The sequence below is a fragment of the Micromonospora sp. SD12 genome, assembly GCF_052068495.1.
GTDB classification, from domain to species: domain Bacteria; phylum Actinomycetota; class Actinomycetes; order Mycobacteriales; family Micromonosporaceae; genus Micromonospora; species Micromonospora echinofusca.
This window is the reverse complement of record NZ_JBQHDF010000031.1, coordinates 1-18,743: the sequence shown is the minus strand read 5'-3', so window position 1 is coordinate 18,743 and position 18,743 is coordinate 1. Positions and strand designations below refer to the sequence as shown.

14 protein-coding genes are annotated in these 18,743 nt (G+C 72.4%); 11 read left to right on the top strand and 3 right to left on the bottom strand.

What is annotated here, in order from left to right; all coding sequences use genetic code 11:
- Positions 1-87: 87 nt before the first annotated feature.
- The 8 genes from ACTMS2_RS28845 to ACTMS2_RS28810 all read left to right on the top strand — a co-directional run bounded on the left by ACTMS2_RS28845 (position 88) and on the right by ACTMS2_RS28810 (position 11,105).
- Positions 88-324, top strand: a complete 237-nt coding sequence (locus ACTMS2_RS28845; protein ID WP_441178198.1) for a phosphopantetheine-binding protein — start codon at positions 88-90, stop codon at positions 322-324.
- Positions 317-4,150, top strand: coding sequence for an amino acid adenylation domain-containing protein (locus ACTMS2_RS28840; protein ID WP_441178197.1), 3,834 nt, complete (start codon positions 317-319; stop codon positions 4,148-4,150). The genes ACTMS2_RS28845 and ACTMS2_RS28840 overlap by 8 nt, the downstream gene beginning before the upstream one ends.
- Positions 4,147-5,628, top strand: a complete 1,482-nt coding sequence (locus ACTMS2_RS28835; RefSeq protein WP_441178196.1) for an MFS transporter — start codon at positions 4,147-4,149, stop codon at positions 5,626-5,628. Before ACTMS2_RS28840 ends, ACTMS2_RS28835 begins: the two co-directional genes overlap by 4 nt.
- Positions 5,625-6,653, top strand: a complete 1,029-nt coding sequence (locus tag ACTMS2_RS28830; RefSeq protein ID WP_101414440.1) for an ABC transporter substrate-binding protein — start codon at positions 5,625-5,627, stop codon at positions 6,651-6,653. The genes ACTMS2_RS28835 and ACTMS2_RS28830 overlap by 4 nt, the downstream gene beginning before the upstream one ends.
- Before the next feature lie 14 nt (positions 6,654-6,667).
- Entirely contained in the window at positions 6,668-7,759 is a 1,092-nt protein-coding gene (locus ACTMS2_RS28825; RefSeq protein ID WP_441178195.1) for a FecCD family ABC transporter permease, read from the top strand.
- On the top strand, positions 7,756-8,535 hold the full coding sequence (locus ACTMS2_RS28820) for an ABC transporter ATP-binding protein (RefSeq protein ID WP_441178194.1): 780 nt from the start codon (positions 7,756-7,758) through the stop codon (positions 8,533-8,535). Before ACTMS2_RS28825 ends, ACTMS2_RS28820 begins: the two co-directional genes overlap by 4 nt.
- A gap of 258 nt (positions 8,536-8,793) precedes the next feature.
- Positions 8,794-9,438 carry a sigma-70 family RNA polymerase sigma factor gene (locus ACTMS2_RS28815; protein ID WP_441178193.1) on the top strand — a complete coding sequence of 215 codons (645 nt, stop codon included), beginning with the start codon at positions 8,794-8,796 and terminating at the stop codon, positions 9,436-9,438.
- A gap of 467 nt (positions 9,439-9,905) precedes the next feature.
- Positions 9,906-11,105: a histidine kinase gene (locus ACTMS2_RS28810; protein WP_441178192.1), complete on the top strand. Its 1,200-nt coding sequence runs from the start codon at positions 9,906-9,908 to the stop codon at positions 11,103-11,105.
- Here ACTMS2_RS28810 and ACTMS2_RS28805 read toward each other — a convergent pair.
- The 3 genes from ACTMS2_RS28805 to ACTMS2_RS28795 form a co-directional block, all read right to left on the bottom strand.
- A complete protein-coding gene (locus tag ACTMS2_RS28805) occupies positions 11,001-11,597 on the bottom strand; it encodes a response regulator transcription factor (RefSeq protein ID WP_441178208.1) in 597 nt (198 codons plus the stop codon). The two genes, ACTMS2_RS28810 and ACTMS2_RS28805, sit on opposite strands and share 105 nt — an antisense overlap.
- Before the next feature lie 140 nt (positions 11,598-11,737).
- Positions 11,738-13,207, bottom strand: coding sequence for a SagB family peptide dehydrogenase (locus tag ACTMS2_RS28800; RefSeq protein WP_441178191.1), 1,470 nt, complete (start codon positions 13,205-13,207; stop codon positions 11,738-11,740).
- 45 nt (positions 13,208-13,252) lie between these two features.
- A complete protein-coding gene (locus ACTMS2_RS28795) occupies positions 13,253-15,559 on the bottom strand; it encodes a TOMM precursor leader peptide-binding protein (RefSeq protein ID WP_441178190.1) in 2,307 nt (768 codons plus the stop codon).
- A gap of 292 nt (positions 15,560-15,851) precedes the next feature.
- Here ACTMS2_RS28795 and ACTMS2_RS28790 point away from each other — a divergent pair, with 292 nt between their 5' ends.
- The 3 genes from ACTMS2_RS28790 to ACTMS2_RS28780 form a co-directional block, all read left to right on the top strand.
- Positions 15,852-16,877 carry an AfsR/SARP family transcriptional regulator gene (locus ACTMS2_RS28790; protein WP_441178189.1) on the top strand — a complete coding sequence of 342 codons (1,026 nt, stop codon included), beginning with the start codon at positions 15,852-15,854 and terminating at the stop codon, positions 16,875-16,877.
- 55 nt (positions 16,878-16,932) lie between these two features.
- Positions 16,933-17,505, top strand: coding sequence for an FcoT family thioesterase (locus tag ACTMS2_RS28785; protein WP_101414446.1), 573 nt, complete (start codon positions 16,933-16,935; stop codon positions 17,503-17,505).
- 36 nt (positions 17,506-17,541) lie between these two features.
- Positions 17,542-18,743: AMP-binding protein (locus ACTMS2_RS28780; protein WP_441178188.1), on the top strand; the 1,202-nt coding region annotated here is incomplete at its 3' end.

Sequence of the window (18,743 nt, the reverse complement as noted above, 5' to 3'; positions counted from 1 at the left end):
CATGGACGTTCGTTCCCGGGTGGGATCCGGCGGCGCCGATCGCCGGATTCCACCCGTGTCCACCTCACACACACGGGAAGGCATGACGTGGCAGATCAGTTGACGGCAACGACGATCAGGGCGGACGTCGCGGAGATGCTCTACCGCCTCCCGGACGAGACCACCGACGAGGAGAACCTGTTCGACTCCGGCCTGGACTCGATGCGGCTGATGATGCTGATGGAGCGGTGGCGCGACGCCGGCGCCGAGGTCAGCTTCGTCGAGCTGGCCGAGCAGCCGACGCTGGGGCACTGGGTGGACCTGGTGGCGGGCCGCGATGGCTGACGGGGCGCTGCGGCTGGGCGCCGCGCAGGAGGGGATCTGGACGGGCCAGCAGTTCGACCCGGACAGCTCCGCCTACAACACCGCCGAGTACGTCGAGATCCGCGGCCCGGTCGACCTGCGGCTGCTGGAGGAGGCGGTGCGCGGGACCACCGGCGAGGCCGAGGCGCTGACCATGGTGTTCGAGGAGGACGCCGACGGTCGCCCGTGGCAACGTCCCCGCGACGACGAGCCGTGGCCGGTGCACCAGGTCGACACCAGCGGCGAGGCCGACCCGCTCGCCGCCGCGCTGGCCTGGATGCGCGCGGACCTCGCGGTCGCCGTCGACCTCCGCAAGGACCTGCTGTTCTGTCACGCGATCTTCCGGCTCGGCCCCGAGCACGTGCTGTGGTACCAGCGCGCCCACCACATCGCGCTGGACGGGTACGGGCTGTCCCTCGTCGCCCGCAGGGTGGCGCAGCGCTACACCGCGCTCGTCGAGGGACGCGAACCGCCGCCCCGCACGTTCGGTTCCCTGGCCGCCGTCGTCGACGAGGACCGGGCCTACGCGGACTCGGACGCGTACGCCGCCGCGCGTGAGCACTGGACGTCCCGGGCGCGGGGCAGGCCGGCGCCGGTCGTACTCGCCCGCCGCTCCGGCAAGCTGGCCCGCAGCGTGCACCGCGTCGGCGAGGACCTCGACGCCGCCGGCATCGGCGCGTTGAAGGCGGTCGCGAAGGCCACCGGGACCACCTGGAGCGAGACGGTCATCGCGGCCTTCGCGGCGTACCTGCACCGGATGACCGGCGCCGACGAACTCACCCTCGCGCTGCCCGTCATGTCCCGCCTCGGCTCGGTGTCGCTGCGGGTGCCGTGCATGGTGACCAACGTCGTGCCGCTCTGGGTCCGCGTCGAGCCCACCGCCACGCTGGCGGACCTCGCCGCACAGGTCGGCGACGAGGTGCGGTCGGCGCGCCCGCACCTGCGCTACCGCTACGAGCAGCTGCGCCGCGATCTGCGGCTGGTCGCCAGCGAGCGCAAGCTCTTCGGGCCCTCGGTCAACATCATGCCGTTCGACTACGGCCTGCGCTTCGCCGGACTTCGCGGGCTCGTGCGCAACGTCAGCGCCGGGCTCGTCGAGGACCTCGTCGTGCACGTCTACGACCACGCCGACGGCAGCGGCCTGCGGATCGTCCTCGACGCCAACCCCAACTGCTACGACGAAGACGAACTCGCCGGCCACCTGAACCGATTCCTGGCCTTCCTGCGCCGCGCCACGCACGCCCCCGACACGCCGGTCGGGGACGTCGACCTGCTCCTCGACGGCGAGCGCCGGCTGCTGCTGGAGGAGTGGAACGACACGGCGAAGCCCCTGCCGGCGGTCACCGTATCCGCGCTGTTCGCCGCGCAGGCCGCCGCGACGCCGGACCGGACGGCGCTGGTGGCCGGCGACGCCACGCTGACCTTCGCCGAACTGGACCGCCTCGCCGACCGCCTCGCCGCCCTGCTCGTCGCCCGGGGGGCCGGCCCCGACCGGTACGTCGCGCTGCTGCTGCCGCGCACCTCGGAGTCGATCGTGGCGCTGCTGGCCGTGCTCAAGGCGGGCGCGGCCTACGTGCCCGTCGACCCGGACCTGCCCGCCCGGCGCGTCGCGGCGATGCTCGCGGACAGCGCGCCCGTCGCGGTGGTCAGCACCGTGGCGCTCTGGGCCGGGCACCGCGACACCGACGTACCGGTCCTGCTGCTGGACGCCCCCGCGACCGCCGCGGAGCTGGCCGGTACGGCCGACGCGCCCGTCCCGGACACCGGTCTCGCGCCGCGGCACGCGGCCTGCCTCATCTACACGTCCGGCTCCACCGGCGTGCCCAAGGGCGTCGTGGTCGAGCACGGCGGCCTGGTCAACCTCTTCCACCACCACCGCGACACGATGATCCGCCCGGAGTCCGCCGGCCGGGTGCGGCGGGCCGCGCTCTCCGCGTCGCTGTCCTTCGACACCTCGTGGGAGGGGCTGCTGTGGCTGCTCGACGGCCACGAGCTGCACTTCGTCGACGACGACCGGCGCCGCGACCCGGCCGCGATGCTCGACTACGTCGACCGGCACGGGATCGACTTCATGGACATCACCCCCACGTACGCCGAGGAGTTGGTGGCCAACGGGTTCCTCGACGCCGGCCGGCACCGGCCCGCCGTGCTCGCGCTCGGCGGCGAGGCCACCGGCCCCGCGCTCTGGACGGCGCTGCGCGACGCCGGCATGAGCGTCTACAACCTGTACGGCCCCACCGAGTGCACGGTCGACACCCTCTGGTGCCGGCTCGCCGAGAGCGCCGAGCCGATCGTGGGCAGGCCGCTCACCAACACCAGGGCGTACGTGCTGGACCCGGCGCGCGGGCTGGTGCCGCCCGGCACGGTCGGCGAGCTGTACTTCGCCGGCGCCCCGGTCGCCCGTGGCTACCACGAGCGTCCGGAGCAGACCGCGCAGCGGTTCGTCGAGGACCCGTTCGGGGCCCCGGGTGGCCGCATGTACCGCACCGGCGACCTCGCCCGCTGGCGGCCCGACGGCACGTTGGAGTTCCTCGGGCGCGCGGACGACCAGGTCAAGATCCGGGGCTTCCGCATCGAGCCGGGGGAGATCGAGGCGGTGCTGCTCGCCCACCCCGACGTCGCCCAGGCGGCGGTGGTGCCCCGCGAGGACGCGCCGGGCCAGCTGCGGCTCGTCGGCTACGTCGTGCCGGCGGGCGACGCCGCGCCGGAGCCCGCCGCGCTGCGGCAGTTCGTGGCGCAGCGGCTGCCCGACTACATGGTGCCGCCCGCGTTCGTCGCGCTGGCGGCGATCCCCCGGACCACGAACGGCAAGCTCGACCGCGCGGCGCTGCCCGCGCCGGACCTGACCGCGACGGTCGGCGGCCGCGCGCCGCGCGACCACCGCGAGACGGTGCTGTGCGGCCTCTTCGCCGACCTGCTCGGCCTGCCGGAGGTGGGCATCGACGACGACTTCTTCTCGCTCGGCGGGCACTCCCTGCTCGTCGCCCGGCTCATGGGCCGGGTGCGCGCGGAGTTCGGCGTGGAGATCAGCATCCGGACGGTGTTCGAGGCGCCGACCGTCGCGAGGCTCGCGCCGGCGCTCGCCACGGACACCGGCGACGGCTCGACGGAGGTGCTGCTCCCGTTGCGTACGCGGGGGAGCGGGCCGCCGCTGTTCTGTGTCGCGCCGGCCACCGGGCTGGCGTGGTCGTACGCCGCGCTGCTGGCGAGCCTGCCCGACCGCCCGGTGTACGGGCTCCAGTCGGTCGCCGCCGGTGGGTGCGCGAGCGTCGCCGAGCTGGCCGCCGACCACGTACGGCGCATCCGGGAGGTCCAGCCCGACGGGCCGTACCACCTGCTCGGCGCGTCGTTCGGCGGGCTGGTGGCCCACGAGATGGCCACGCAGCTCACGGAGTCGGGCGGGTCGGTGGCCCTGCTGGCGCTGCTCGACTCGTACCCGGTGCCGGCCGCCTGGCGGGAGCTGCCGCCGCCCGGCGAGCGCGACGCGGTCGCCGCCGTGCTCGGTCAGGCCGCGCTGGGCGGCCTCGACGAGCCGCGGCGTCGCCTCGCGTACGACGCCTTCGCCCGCAACTCGCGGCTCATCGCCGACTGGACGCCCCGCCGCCTCACCGGCGACGTGCTGGTCGTCGAGGCGACCGACGGCAAGACACCGGACTGGCCCGGACCGGCGAGCTGGGAGCCACACGTCGACGGGCGGATCGACGTGCACCGGCTGGACTGCACCCACGACGGGATGCTCGCCGCCGGCCCCCTGGCGCGGATCGGCGCCGTCCTCGCACCTGTCGACGACCTTCGGAGGGCAGCATGAGCGAACGACGCGAGTGGCTCGGACTCGGCGCGGTCCTCGCCGCGACGTTCATGACCCAGGTGGACGGGTTCGTGGTCAACGTGGCCAGCCCGTCCATCCAGCGCGACCTCGACGCGGGCTTCGACCAGATCCAGTTCGTCGGCGCGGCGTACGTGATCGCGTTCGGGGCCCTGATGGTCACCGGCGCCCGGCTCGGCGACCGGCTGGGGCACCGCACCGTGTTCCTCTGGGGCGTCGCCGGCTTCACCGTCACCTCGCTGCTGTGCGGGATCGCGCCGGACGCCGACCTGCTCATCGTGGCCCGCTTCCTACAGGGCGCCACGGCGGCGTTCATGGCACCCCAGGTGCTCGCGATCATCCGGGCCACGATGCAGGACCCGGATCGGCTGGCGAGGGCCATCAGCGTCTACGGCGTCGTCATCGGCCTGGGCGTGATCAGCGGCATCGCGGGCGGCGGGCTCATCGTCGAGGCCGACATCTTCGGCCTCGGCTGGCGGCCGGCGCTGCTGGTCAACGTGCCCGTCGGGATCGTCATCCTGGCGCTGGGCGGCGTCCTGCCGCGTACCGTGCCGAAGGCGCCGCACCGCCTCGACCTCGCGGGCGCGGCGCTCACCATCGTGGCGGCCCCCGCCCTGCTCGTGCCCCTGGTCTTCGGGCCGGGCGGCCCGGCGTGGCTCTGGCTCGGGGTGCCCATCGCGCTCGTCGTGGCCGTCGTGCTCGTCAACCAGCAGCGGCGCCTGCACCGCGAGGGCGGCGAGCCGCTGTTCCCGCCGCGGGTCGTCACCGCCCCGGGGATGCGGCTCTCCCTGCTGACGGTGCTGGCGCTGTTCGCCACGAACTCGGGGCTCTTCCTCGTGTTCACCTACTACCTCCAGACCGGGCTGCGGTTCACGCCGCTCACGGCGGCGCTGATGTTCGTGCCGCTCGGGATCGGCTTCTCGCTGGGCTCCGCGGCGAGCCGCCGGGTGGGACGCCTGGTCCCGGCACCGACCCCGGCCGTGGGCTGCGGCCTGCTCGCCGCCGTCCTGCTGGCCAGCGCAGCCGTCGTCCAGGCGCCCGAGTCCGCGCAGGCACCCATGCTCGTCGCGGTGGTCACGCTGGCCGGCTTCGGGCAGGGGCTGGTCGTCTCGCCGCTGGTGGCCGGGATCCTCGGCCGGGTCCGGCCCGCCGAGGCGGGCGCGGCGTCCGGCATGGCGACCACCGTGACCCAGTTCGGCCTCGCCCTCGGGGTCGCGGTCGCCGGCGTCTGGTACCGCACCGTGCTCGGCGCGACGCCCGGCGACCCCGGCGTGCCCTTCGCCGACCACGCGACGGCCTTCGCGGCCACCGCGCTCCTGCTCGCGGCCTCCGCGACCTGCGCCGGCCTGGTCAGTGTCCGTCTGCACCACCTGCCCAAGCCCACTGCCGCGGCAGCGGAACCGGAAGGGGCGGCGGCGCCGACGCCCGTCGCCACGTCAACTGCTCGGAGGACCGGATGAAACTCAAGCGATTCCCCCTCGCGGCGGCGGTCGCCGCCCTGCTGTTCTCGACGGCCTGCACGGCGGCCAGGAGCGAGGCCGAACTGTCGAACGAGCCGCCGAAGGCGGGCTACCCGGTGACGATCACCAACTGCGGCAAGTCGTACACCTACAAGCAGGCGCCGAGCCGGGTGGTCGTGATGAACGGCGGGTCGGTGGCGGAGGTCTCCGCGCTGCTGGAACTCGGCGTCGCCGACCGGATCGTGGCGAACGCGCAGTCCTACGGCGCCTCCGAGGTGGACGGCCGGGTCGACGCGATCAAGCAACTGCCGTCGGGGAACATCAAGCTCAACGACATGTCGGACATCCCGCGCGAGGCCATGATCGGGCTGACGCCCGACTTCGTGATCTCCACGTACGACGGGGGCTTCCGCGCCGAGGCGGGCTTCGCCACCCGCGACGACCTCGCGGCGGTGGGGGCCAACACGTACGCCCCGAAGAGCTCGTGCGGCGAGGTCGGCACGGTCACGGGCAAGCCGACCATCGAGGACAGCTACGCGATGCTGCGCGACCTCGGGGCGATCTTCGGGGTGTCGGAGCGCGCCGAGAAGGTCATCGCCGACTCCCAGGCGCGGATCGCGGCCGTCGGGGCGAAGACCGCGAACCTGCCGAAGCAGAACGTCATGATGATCATCCCGGGCATGGCGATGGGCGGCGAGTTCAGCTCCGTCGGGGGCAACGGGCTCTGGAACGACGTCATGGCCAAGGCCGGGGCGGTGAACGCCTTCGAGGGCGCCACGGACCAGACGTTCGCCAACCTCTCCCGCGAACAGGTCGCCAAGGCCGACGTGGACACCCTGCTCGTGGTCAACTACATGTCCAAGGACCCGGACGCGGACGCGCAGAAGCTGCTCGCCCAGTTCCCGCAGTGGGACGCCGCGAAGAACAAGCGCTACGTGGTGCTCTCCGACTCGGTCTTCCTCGGCCCGAGCAACCACCTCGCGGTCGAGAAGATCGCCCAGGCCGCCCACCCCGAGGCGTTCTGAGCGCCATGACCACGATGTCACGTTCCGTGAAGGGCCGGGCGACGGCCGCGCCGAAAGGCACCGCCGCCCGCCCGGCCCCACTGCACGGCGCGCCCCTTCCGCTGTGTCTGCTCGTGCTCGGCGTACTGCTGGTCGTGCTGGTCCTCGTCGCGGCGGCCGTCGGGTCGGTGCAGGTCTCCGTCGGTGACACCGGCCGGATCGTCTGGGCGCACCTGACCGGTTCGACCGCCGACGTGGACCCGGCCCACGACCAGATCGTCTGGACCTTCCGGATCCCCCGGGTGCTGCTGGCGGCGCTCTGCGGCGCCGGGCTCGCGGTGGCGGGCGTCGTGTTGCAGGCCCTCGTGGCCAACCCGCTCGCCGACCCCTTCATCCTCGGGGTGTCGGCGGGCGGCTCGGTCGGCGCCGTCACCGTCATGGCGCTGGGCGCGGGCGCGGCCGGCGGCCTCGGGGTGTCGGGCGCGGCGTTCGTCGGCGCGATGCTGGCGGTGGCGCTGGTCTTCACCCTCGGGCAGCAGCAGGGCCGGCTCAACCCGGTCCGGCTCGTGCTCGCGGGGGTCGCGATCAGCTACGTGTTCACCTCGATCACGAGCCTGCTCCAGTTGCAGACGACGCCCAACAACATGCGCCAGATCATGTTCTGGCTGCTCGGCAGCGTCGCGGGCGCCCGCTGGGAGCAACTCCAGGTCGCGGGCGTGGTCGTCCTCGCGGTGACCCTGCTGCTGACCCTGTACGCCCGGCAGTTCAACGCGCTCGTCACCGGCGACGAGTCGGCGACCGCCCTGGGGATCGACGTCAAGCGGCTGCGGATCGTGGCGATCGTCCTGACGTCGCTGCTCGCGGGCGTGCTCATCGCCGTGGCCGGGGGCATCGGCTTCGTCGGGTTGATGGTGCCGCACCTGGTGCGGCTCGCGTTCGGCGTGGACCACCGCCGGGTCCTGCCCCTCGCCGCGCTCGTCGGCGCGGTCTACCTCGTGATCGTCGACCTGCTGTGCCGGACGGTCGATCCGCCGAACGAGCTGCCCCTCAACATCCTGACCGCCCTCTTCGGCGCACCGTTCTTCATCTGGCTGATGCGCCGGGATAGGAGCCTGTCCCACTCATGAAGCTTCAGGTGCAGCAGGTGTGTGTCTCCATCGGCGCCACGCCGATCCTCCGCGACGTCAGCATGGAGGTCGCGCCCGGCGAGGTCGTCGGCCTGATCGGTCCCAACGGGAGCGGCAAGTCCACGCTCCTGCGGACCATCTACCGGTCGGTCCGGCCCGCCGGCGGGCAGGTGCTGCTCGGCGAGGAGGACGTCTGGTCGTTGTCGGCGCGGGCGGCCGCGCGGCGCACCGCCGCCGTGTTGCAGAACAGCCCCACCCCGCCGGGGCTGACCGTGCGGGAGGTCGCCGCGCTGGGCCGTACGCCGCACAAGGGGGTGTTCGCCCGCGAGACGACCGATGACCACGACATCGTCGCCGACGCGCTGGAGCGCACCGGCATGCTGGGGCACGCGGAGCGGATCTACGGCTCGCTGTCGGGCGGCGAGCGGCAGCGCGTGCTGCTCGCCCGGGCGCTCGCCCAGCAGCCGCAGCTGCTGGTGCTCGACGAGCCGACCAACCACCTGGACATCCGGGCCCGTTTCGAGCTGTTGGAACTGGTGCACACGCTGGCGGTCACCACGCTGGCGGTGCTGCACGACCTGGACCTCGCGGTGCGCAGCTGCGACCGCCTCGTCGTGCTGGACCGCGGGCAGGTGGTCGCGTCCGGGCCGGTGCTGGAGGCGCTCACGCCCCAGGTGCTCTCCGGGGTCTTCGGGGTCACCGCCGAGACGGAACGTCACGACGACGGGGTCGTCCGCGTCACGTACGGTGCCCGGCCGCTGGCCCGGGCCGGCTGAGTCGAGGGGTCGGCGGACGCGTCCGCGCCGCGGTGTGCGGCGGCGCGCAGGTGGGGTCGTCGTCGGGCGTACGTCCGACGGCGGCCCCGTCGCCGTGTCTGCCCGCGCCCGTGCGCAGCCGTCCCGCCCGCGCGATCCCCGCCATGCGAAGCACCCTGGTCAGATGGTTCCAACGAATTCTGGTTCCCGGCGATGAGGTCGGCTGGACTACCACTGGAAGCCGTTCTTCCCCGCATTCGGGACCGATAACGTGAATACATGTCGGAGTCACTGGGAGAAAGCGCGGTAACGGCTCTGGTCCTGGCCGTCGGGCGGGGCGACCGTTCCGCGGGGGACCCGCTCGTCCGCAGCACGCAGCGTGACATCTGGCGCTTCCTGGTCTACCTGGTGGGGCACGCCGACGCCGAGGACCTGACGCAGGAGACGTTCGTACGCGCGCTGAGCAGCGCGCACCAGTTCACCGGGCGCCACCACGCGCGGGCCTGGCTGCTGGCCATCGCGCGGCACGTGGCCGCCGACCACTTCCGCGCTGCCGCGTGCCGGCCCCGGACCGTGTCCGTCCCGGACTGGCAGGCCAGCGCGGAGCGGTCGCGGGCCCACCACCTGCCCGGCCCGGACGACACGGTCGCGCTCAACCTCGCGGTGCGTACGCTGCCCGCGGCCCGCCGCGCCGCGTTCGTACTGACCCAGGTGGTCGGCCTCGGATACGCGGAGGCGGCCGAGTTGTGCGGCTGCCCCGTGGGCACGATCCGCTCCCGCGTCGCGCGGGCCCGCCGCGACCTCGCGTCGGTGCTGGCACCGGCTCCGCGACCGCGTCCGGCGCTGCCCCGGCGGCCCGCGGTGGTCACCGCGTCAAATGTCCCGACTAGAGGATATGACGTGACGGTGGCAAATGTTCCCTAGCATCGATTAGGACCCTTTCGCGCTGCCGTGGGTAGGGGTGAGTGCTTGACGATCGTCATTTTTTTGTGGAAGGGTCGACCCTCAAGGGGGAAGGTGTCCGTAGGGGCACATCGCAATTCGCGGTCGGGAATCTGTTCAAAAACGTTTGCGTTGCGTAACAACTCTGTGGGCTTTGGGCGCCGGGTGGGCGTCCGCTCGCCCGCACGGGCTCGCGCGGGCTGACGAGGACCATTCCCGCCGTCGGGTCGATCACTGGGGAGAGTGTGCCGTGGTTGTTGGACCGACGCCCGCCAGCGGGCATCGCGGTCGGCGGGGGGCCGGCCGAACGAGGTACGGGGCGAGTTGGCCTCGGGACGTACACCGGCTGCGCTAGAGCACACGAGAGCGCTGCTGCCGTGAACCTCACCGTCACATCAGGGCGCTCATCATCGCAAGGGGCCGCGCCGCTACCGGCGCCGCGTCTCGCGATGGGCGTCGTCACCGCCGTCTTCGCCAGCATCAGTCTCATCGGCTTCCTCCACGTCATGTTCCTGCCGGTCGGCCCGGTCGCCATCGCGCTGTCGTTCACGTGCATCGCCGCCCTGATGGCCATGCAGCTGCTGTGGTACGGCCGGGACCACGGGCGCCTCCGGTCGCCGTTGGGCTTCGGCCTCCTGGCGGCCCAGGCGGCGCTGGTCTACCTGCCGATCCTGATCTTCGGCCAGGCGTGGGTCGGCATGCCGGGCTTCCTGGCCGGCAGCGTGCTGCTCGTGCTGCGGGCCATCCCGGCCTGGACGGCCTTCTCCTTCATCGTGCTGTCGATGGCCCTCGCCCAGTGGCTGTTCACCCGCGCGCCGATCGACATGCTCTACACCGCGATCTCCACCGTCACGACGGGGCTCGTGGTGTACGGGCTGTCCCGGCTGACCGCGCTCGTCGTCGAGGTGCAGGAGAGCCGCGCGGAGATCGCGCGCATGGCGGTGCTGCGCGAGCGGCTGCGCTTCGCCCGCGACCTGCACGACCTGCTGGGCTACAGCCTCTCCGCGATCTCGCTCAAGATCGAGCTGGTGCACCGGCTGATGGAGAAGTCCCCGCAGGAGGCGAGCGACCACCTGCTGGAGATCCTGGAGATATCGCGGGTCGCCCTCTCCGACGCGCGGACCGTCGCCAGCGGCTACCGCGAACTGTCGCTGGAGGAGGAGTGCCGCTCCGCCGTGTCGGTGCTCAGCGCCGCGGACATCCAGGTGCGGCTGGACAGCGACCACCTCGACCTGCCGGTCCAGGTGAGCACGGTGCTCGCCACGGTGCTGCGGGAGGGGGTCACCAACATCCTGCGGCACAGCAAGGCCAGGCGCTGTGACATCACCATCCGCCAGACGCAGGACGACGCCTGGATCGAGATCGTCAACGACGACCTGGCCGTCGGGCCGCCCAGGGATCCGAGCAGCGGCCGCAACGGCCTGCGCAACCTGTCCGTACGCGCCCAGGAGATCGGCGGATCGCTGACGGTCGAGCAGCAGCCGGACCGGTTCCGGCTGCACGCCGAGGTGCCGCTGCGCCAGGAGCGTCACCAGCCGTCCCGGTCACAGCCAGCCGGCCTCCCGGGCGAGGCGGATGGCGTCGACGCGGTTGCGCGCGGCGAGCTTGTTGACGATCGTCGTGAGGTAGTTGCGGACGGTCCCGACTGACAGGAACATCTGGGCCGCGATGTCGACGGCCTGGAGCCCTTCCGCGGTGAGGCGCAGGACCTCGGTCTCGCGCGCCGTGAGCGGGCACTCGGCGCTGTCCCAGGCCGACATCGCGAGCTGACTGTCGACGACCCGGCGGCCGGCGGCGACGCTGCGGATCGCGTCGACCAGCTGCTCGGTCGGGGCGTCCTTCAGCAGGAAGCCGGTCGCCTTGGCCGACAGCGCCCGGCGCAGGGTGCCGGGCCGGCCGAGCGCGGTCAGGACCAGGGTGCGGATCTCCGGCAGGTGGGCCTGGATGTCGCCGATCGCGGAGAGCCCGTCCTTGCCCGGCAGGTCGATGTCGATGACCGCGACGTCGGGCCGGAACCGCTGCGCCATGGGCAGGATCTCCGTGCCCGAGGCGACCGCGGCGACGACCTCGATGTCCGGCTCGAGGTTGAGCAACGCGACCAGCGCATCGCGGACCATGTGCATGTCCTCGGCCAACAACACCTTGATCAACTTGGCATCCCCTGTCGGGCCGGCGCAATTAACCCCGTTCTATCACGCGTCCGCACGTATCATGAATGCTCTTTTTCCGCGCCTTCGCGTGAACTGCTGCAAAGCCATTTACCATAGGCCGATCGGCTCATTTACATTCCGTGTACGCCCAGATACTCCTCGTTACAGGAAATGTCGTTTTCGGGTAGTCCGATGGCGAATTCGCCGACTCCGACCTCCGCCGGCCAGTCGAGCCCGAACGCCGACGCGGAAACCCTGGCGTCGCCCATGGTGAGGGCGCTCGTGGCGAGGCCGAGCATCGTCGCCACGAGGCAGAGCGTCTGCTGGAGCATGCCGACGTGCTTCAGGGTGGTGGCGTAGGAGATGCTGTCGTACACCCAGGAGAGTCGTCCCACGCGCGCCGTCATGGTGATCAGCACCGGTGGAGGCCGCCGGCCGCCGATCGACACGCGCGCGTTGTCGAGCAGCTCGTCGACGTCGGCCGGGGTGGCGTTGACGAGCGTCAGCGCGTGCTCGGCCGGGCTGTAGTGGTAGATGCCGCGCCGCAGGTCCGGCGAGCGGTCCACCGTCAGGTACAGCTCCAGCTCGTACAGCGAACCCGCGCTGGGGTACGGACGCCGCGTCACCGTGTACCGCACGTTGTCGGGCGCGGTGGCCGTGGCCTGCATCCGGACCCGCGCCGCGTGGAACAGCAGCTCCCCGAGCTCCCGGGCGGACGGAGCCGCGTCCGCGAACGTCCGCACGGAGCGGCGGCCGTCGATGGCCTCGGTGAGGGTCATCCCGTGCGGGACCGACGCGGGCGGGCGGTACATCGGGATCCGCGGCCCGTCGGGCGCCGGCTTCGCGGCGGCCGGCGGCGGCAGGGTCGCGACGTGCCGGAACGTCGCGCCGGCGGGCTCGTCGTGGGTGCCGAGCCGGCTGCGCGAATGGAACAACAGGTCGTACGGCGACCAGAGCAGCAGCGTGGGATCGGTGTCCTCGCGGAACACCGACGTGCCGTCCTCGCCGAGGACGACCATGCCCGCGCCGGCGAGGTGGGCGACGACGTCGGCCACGACCGGCAGCGCCAGGTCGACCCTCCGCGCGACCTCCACGATGGTGGTCGCGCGGGGAAGCGCGCCCAGCACCAGCGCCGCCTGCGGCCGGTGCAGCACCACCCGGTGGTGCGACAGCGGGGACTCGATCACCAGCTCGCCGTCGCGCTGGTGCGCGAACGCGAACCGGGACAGCCGCAACGGCCGGTCCCCGGCCACCTCCGGCAGCTCCAGCACCCCCAGCGGGGACACCGGCTGCACGGACAGCAGCGGCACCGGCGAGTCCCGCGAGCCGAGGGAGCGGACTATCCGGCCCGGCAGCCGGTCGAAGACCGACCTGAGGGCACGCGCGTCCAACCCGGCGACGTTGCCGAGCGCGACCGGCCCGTACGTCATCCGGTGCAGGACCTCCTCGACCGAGGGCGCGGGACGGCCCACCGGGACGTCGCCCCAGCGGCTGAGGACCGTCAGACCGCCGTCCTCAGCCGTCTCGATGGTCACGTCGTCCCGGAAGGACCACAGCGACAGGCTCGGTCCGGGGCGGGAGGTGTCGGCGTCGGATGGCAACCTGGCTCCTCGACGGGCGTGGCGGTGACGCCGCGTGCGCCCGCTCTACACGAAAAGTGGTATCGGGTTGAGGTTCTCGTACTCCGTGGGACGGTCGAGCCTGCCGAGCTGCACCGGGACGTCGAAGAGCCGGCCCGGCGCGAACCTCGCCCAGAAGCCGCGCATCCCCGGCACGATGGCTTTCACCACGGGGAGCCCGACGTCCGGACGGGTCTGGTCGAGCACGAGCACGTCGAGCCCCAGCGCCTCCAGCCTGTGCTGCACCGAGCGGACGTCCGACAGCAGGTCGTCCGTCGGGGCGTGGCGGTAGTCGGTGAGCCGGCGCGCCGGCACCGCCGGATCGGGCCGCAGGTAGGCGTCCCCGGCCCAGGTGGCGGTGCGCCACCACCGTACGGCGTCGGGATCGGACCAGCCGTACCCGCCGTCGTCGTCGCCGCCGACCTCCGCCACGGTCGGCATCAACTGGTTCATCTCGGTGAGCGCGCGGACCAAGGCCGCACGCGGATCCGGGTGCGCCCCGAATCCGAACATGATGTCCTCGCACCGCTTGTCGGTGCGCCGGGACAGCGCGGCCATGGTGGGTATGCCCACGTCCGACGACACGTCGAGGACCCAGACCTCGCGGTGCAGGCCCGCGTAGACCTCGCGCAGCTCGTCGATCCAGCGGTCGCCGAAGCTGTCCAGGTCGACCGCGGGAGCCTGGGTGCGGTTGTACCACCACAGGGCCACCGCGTCGCGTTCGACCAGCTCCAGCAGGCCCTGGAGGAGGGCGTCCTCCAGGCTGCTGCCGGCGGCGTTGCCGTTGGAGTCCGCGCACAGCGACGCGCCGCCGTGCTCCTCCGGCACGTTGAAGTAGAGCATCGAGGTGGGCAGCAGCCGGTGCCGCTGCCCGGTGAGCGACCACACCGGCGTCCAGCTCGTCACGGCGGCGTCGTCGAACGGCGCGCAGACGTACTGGAACGGCGAGCAGGTGGCGTTCCAGCGGGCCCGGTCGGCGTACTGGCGCTCGTCGAACAGCAGGCACTCGTCGGGGTGGATGGCGGTGCCGGCCAGCTCGGCGTAGCTGCCCGTGACGCGGGCCTCGTCGCCGTGGAAGTAGGCGCTGTGCCGCTCGACGGCCTCGCAGAGCGCGCTCACCTCGGCGTGCAGGGGGGTGACGCCCTTGCCACCGTTCTCGGCACGCAGCGCGAAGCGCATCTGCTCGGCGTTCCTGCGCGTCGTCATCGCCAGGTTCGGCCCGGAGCGGAACGAGTTGAGGAAGGCCGGGCCCCGCCCGTCGCGGCTGATCTCCTTGACCACGCCGCTGACCGGGCTCACCAGGTGCCCGTAGTCCTGCAGCACCCGCTCCGGGGGCAGGGCGCGGTGGCTGCCGCCGGAGCGCGACGCCTTCGGCCGGCTGCGCAGCGGCACCGGGCGGAAGGCCCGGTCGCGCTCGATGCCGGGATCGCCGCACTCCGGGCACTGCGGCCGCGCGCGCACCTCGTGGTGGGTGCCGTGCATCGTGAGGCTGTCGAGCGTCCACACCGCGCGCTGCCCGTCGTGGCGGAGACCGGCCGTCCACTTGGTGGCCTCCAGCGCCACCAGGTGCAGGGCGGCGGCGCCGAGCGGGGGCAGCGACACGGGGGGAGCGGTGACCTCCGTGCCGGGCCCGGCGACGGCGCGCAGGCGCGTCTCGGCCTGACGGTGCCCGCGTAGCCGGTGCGCCAGGCAGTGCCAGCACGCGGTCGCGGCGGCGGGGTCGAACACCGGCCCCACCCACACCTGTGCGCCGCCGGGCTTCGCGAGGAGCCAGGGCCGGCGCGCGGCGCGATGCGCGGCGTCGACGGCCGCCAGCCCCTCGTCGAGATAGTCCGCACAGAGCACAATCGATAAGTCGGCGGGGGAGCCCGAATAGTTCCCGGAAACCTGGGTCACCGTCAATCCTGCCGCCCGCAGCGCGGTTTCTGCCGCCCCGGCGCCCACCGGGTCGCCGCCGACGTGGACGAGCTCCACCCGGGCGGCGGCCGTGGCCCGTACGGCCGCGGTGGCGTCCAGGCCCGCCGCCTCCCAGTACGCGAGCGCGGGCTCCCCGGCGGTCGCCTGCGCCGCGGGCCGCAACGTGACCAGGCCGGCGTCGACGAGCCGCCGGACGACCGTGCCGATCTCGGCCGACGAGATCCCGGGTGGACTGTCCCGGACGAGTTCGGCGAGACCACGGGTGCCGTCGAGCAGCGGCGCCAGGGCCTCCACGTGTGCGCCGCTGACCGAGGTGGCACCGCGCTCGGAGAGCACGTAGACGGCGTCTCCGCGTACGACGTGGGTCCTCAGGTGTCGTCTGAACCCGACCCGAAGCTGCGCGTCCCCATCCGACATGGCTGCCCCCTGCTCGACCAGCACCACTCCAGCGGCGCTCCAGCGTGCCTCCAGTCAGCCTCCCGGCGGCGCGGGCTGCGGGCAAGTGCCGCCGTCACAGGGTGGCCCCTCGTTTGGTCACGTCGGTCCATGACGCGGTCACTATCGGCTCGACCCTCGCTGGGAATAGCGTGGAAGCCTGTCCTGACTCCCCCTGGTCGGAATCGTCGCTCCCGTCGCGGATCCAGTACGCCGACGCCACTCGTCGGCGGTGGAAAGTGCGGTGGATCCGATTGATAGCGAGGTCGGCGAAATGGTTACCAAGTTTGCGGAACTGGGTTCGATGTCGCACGAGGAGAAACTGACACTCCTCGCCGCGTTGCTGGAGTCGGCGACCGGCCCCGCACCGGGGACCGGGCGTAGCCCCGACCTGCCACCGGCCGCACCGCCGGCGCGTCGGCCGGCGGAGAATCCGCTCGCCGGCGTGCGGTTCGAGCTGCTCGGCCCGCTCGTCATCCGGTACGACGGGGTGGACATCGCGCCCAGTGCGCCGAAGCTGCGGCTGGTCCTGTCCGCGTTGCTGTTCAACGCGAACCAGCCGGTCGGCGCGTCGGTGCTCGTCCGGGAGCTGTGGAGCTCGGGGGCGCCGCGCACCGCGCACGCCACCCTCCAGACGTACATGTTCAAGGTGCGCAAGCTCTTCCGGGGGGTGCTCGGCGGGTCCGTCGAGGACGTCGCGCGGGAGGTCCTGCTCACCTGCTCCGGGGGCTACACGCTGCGGGTGGACCCGAAGCAGCTCGACATCTTCGAGTTCGACGACCTGGTCACGGCGGGCACCGCGGCGATGCGCGCGGGAGACTACGAGCAGGCGGGAGCGCACCTGCGCCGGTCGCTGGCGCTGTGGCGCGGCAACGTCGTGCACCAGGGCCAGTGGGGCCCGCAGCTGCGCGCCCAGGCGGCGCGGCTGGAGGAGCGCCGGTTCTACGCGTACATGACCAGGATCGACGCCGACCTGTGCCTGGGCCGGCACCGGGAGACGACCTCCGAACTCGCGTCGCTGGTCGTCGAGCACCCGCTGCACGAGTCGGCGCACGCGATGCTGATGCTCGCGCTGCACCGCTCCGGCCGTACGCCGGCGGCGCTGGAGGTCTACCGGCGGTTCCGGCGACGGATGCTGGGCGAACTCGGCATCGAGCCCTCGGAACGGATCCAGGCGATGCACCTGGCCCTGCTGTCGACCGAACCACTGCTCACCGACCTGTCGCTCACCTCCGACATGCTGCTGGACCGATTGGTCGGCCGGGCCCGCGCGGCCAGTTCTTCCACTGTTACCGGGTGATGGACACGCGCCGATTACGTTCAATTTCGCACTCGTGCGCAAAGGAGGAATAGCGATGACAACATCGCCGGTCAAGAACAGCGCGCCGATCGGGCGGGCGACATTTGCCAACGACCCGGTACTGCTGGCGGACGTCCTGCGTCCGTACGCCGGTGCGAAGACCCAGTACCTGAAGTCCGCGACTCTCACCGCGGCCAACGGGCTGGCGAGCGCGCAGGGCGAGTTCGCCATCCCGTACCCGTGCTACATCGACGACACCGGTCACCTCAACTCCGTCGAGGTGAACATCTGCTTCAACCAGCTCTACTACTACCTGGTCGCCAAGAGTGTCCAGGAGCAGGCCGTCCCCGCGCTGTCGGCGTGGACGATGGACGACTACTGGGCCAAACAGCTCCCGGACATGCTCATCACGCACTTCTCCAGCAAGTTCCGGCGGCCGATCGACTCGTCGTCGTTCCGGGGCGAGGTGGTCTTCGCGGAGTTCAGCGAGCGCAACCGCAGCAAGCCGGTCCAGATCATCGACATGCCCTGGCGCTTCTGGGACGACAACGGCGGCATCGCCGAGGGCGAGGTGCGGATGGCTCTGGTCAACCCGCCCGGTATGCGTCTCGCGGCTGACGCGGCGTGAGTCGCCCCCATCCGTACGCCCACTGAGGAGGACCCGGTGACTGTTCAGTTGCGCACGCTCGTCGACGTGGCGCGCAGGCACGCCGCCCAGCAGCCGGACGCCGTCGCCATGATCTGCGAGGGCCGGCGCGTCGACTATGCCACCCTGCATCGTGTCAGCAATCAGGTGGCGCGTGGTCTCCAGGCGGCGGGGTTGCGTCCTGGTGACCGTATCGCCTGGTTGGGCAGGGAGTCCGAGCACTTCTACGACCTCTTCTTCGGGGCGGCGAAGGCCGGTGTGGTGCTGGTGCCGATCAACTGGCGGTTGGCTGCCGGCGAGGTCGAGCACATCCTGCGTGACTCGGGTGCCGCCCTGCTGTTCGTCGACGCCGACTCGGCCGTCGTAGCCGAGAAGCTGGCGCCGGAACTGCCGATGCTGCGACAGGTGGTCGCGCTGGACTCCGGCGGTGTGGCCCGGGCCGGCTTCGCGGCCTGGGTGTCGGCCCAGCCCGACGCGAACGTCCTGACCAGGGTCACCCCGGACACGCCGCTGGTGCAGATGTACACCAGCGGGACCACGGGCCTGCCGAAGGGCGTCGTCCTCGCCCACCGCAGCTTCTTCGCCGTCCGCGACGCGCTGGCCTCGGCCGAGCTGAACTGGCTCGACTGGGGCCCGGGCGACGTCAGCCTCGTCGGGATGGCCGGGTTCCACATCGGCGGCCTGTGGTGGGCGACGCAGGGTTTCGTCGCGGGCGTGCCCAACGTGGTGATGCGCGAGTTCACCACGGCGGGCGCGGTCGAGCTGATCAGGACGCTGCGCGTCACCACCGCCATCCTGGTGCCCGCGATGCTGCGGCTGCTGCTGGTGGAGCCCGGCGTCACCAGGGCGGACTTCGCCTCGCTCCGCAAGGTGGTCTACGGCGGCGCGCCCATCTCGGCGGCGCTGCTGGCCCGCTGCATCGAGGGCTTCGGCTGCGAGTTCGCCCAGATCTACGGCCTGACCGAGACCGGCAACACGGCCATCTGTCTGCCCCCGGCCGACCACACTCCGGAGAGCGGCAAGATGCAGGCGGCCGGGCGCCCCTACCCGGGCTTCGAGGTCAAGGTCGCCGACGACAAGGGCAACCCGCTGCCGGCCGGCGAGGTCGGCGAGGTCTGGCTGCGTACGCCGGCGGCGATGGTCGAGTACTGGAACATGCCGGAGGCCACGGCGAAGACGCTGGTCGACGGGTGGGTCGTCACCGGCGACGCGGGCGTGCT

Bases quoted from the DNA above. Each gene is read 5' to 3' on its own strand.
- ACTMS2_RS28840 (WP_441178197.1), top strand. From the start codon at position 317: ATGGCTGACGGGGCGCTGCGGCTGGGCGCCGCGCAGGAGGGGATCTGG.
- ACTMS2_RS28835 (WP_441178196.1), top strand. From the start codon at position 4,147: ATGAGCGAACGACGCGAGTGGCTCGGACTCGGCGCGGTCCTCGCCGCG.
- ACTMS2_RS28830 (WP_101414440.1), top strand. From the start codon at position 5,625: ATGAAACTCAAGCGATTCCCCCTCGCGGCGGCGGTCGCCGCCCTGCTG.
- ACTMS2_RS28825 (WP_441178195.1), top strand. From the start codon at position 6,668: ATGTCACGTTCCGTGAAGGGCCGGGCGACGGCCGCGCCGAAAGGCACC.
- ACTMS2_RS28820 (WP_441178194.1), top strand. From the start codon at position 7,756: ATGAAGCTTCAGGTGCAGCAGGTGTGTGTCTCCATCGGCGCCACGCCG.
- ACTMS2_RS28815 (WP_441178193.1), top strand. From the start codon at position 8,794: ATGTCGGAGTCACTGGGAGAAAGCGCGGTAACGGCTCTGGTCCTGGCC.
- ACTMS2_RS28810 (WP_441178192.1), top strand. From the start codon at position 9,906: ATGGGCGTCGTCACCGCCGTCTTCGCCAGCATCAGTCTCATCGGCTTC.
- ACTMS2_RS28795 (WP_441178190.1), bottom strand. From the start codon at position 15,559: ATGTCGGATGGGGACGCGCAGCTTCGGGTCGGGTTCAGACGACACCTG.
- ACTMS2_RS28790 (WP_441178189.1), top strand. From the start codon at position 15,852: ATGGTTACCAAGTTTGCGGAACTGGGTTCGATGTCGCACGAGGAGAAA.
- ACTMS2_RS28785 (WP_101414446.1), top strand. From the start codon at position 16,933: ATGACAACATCGCCGGTCAAGAACAGCGCGCCGATCGGGCGGGCGACA.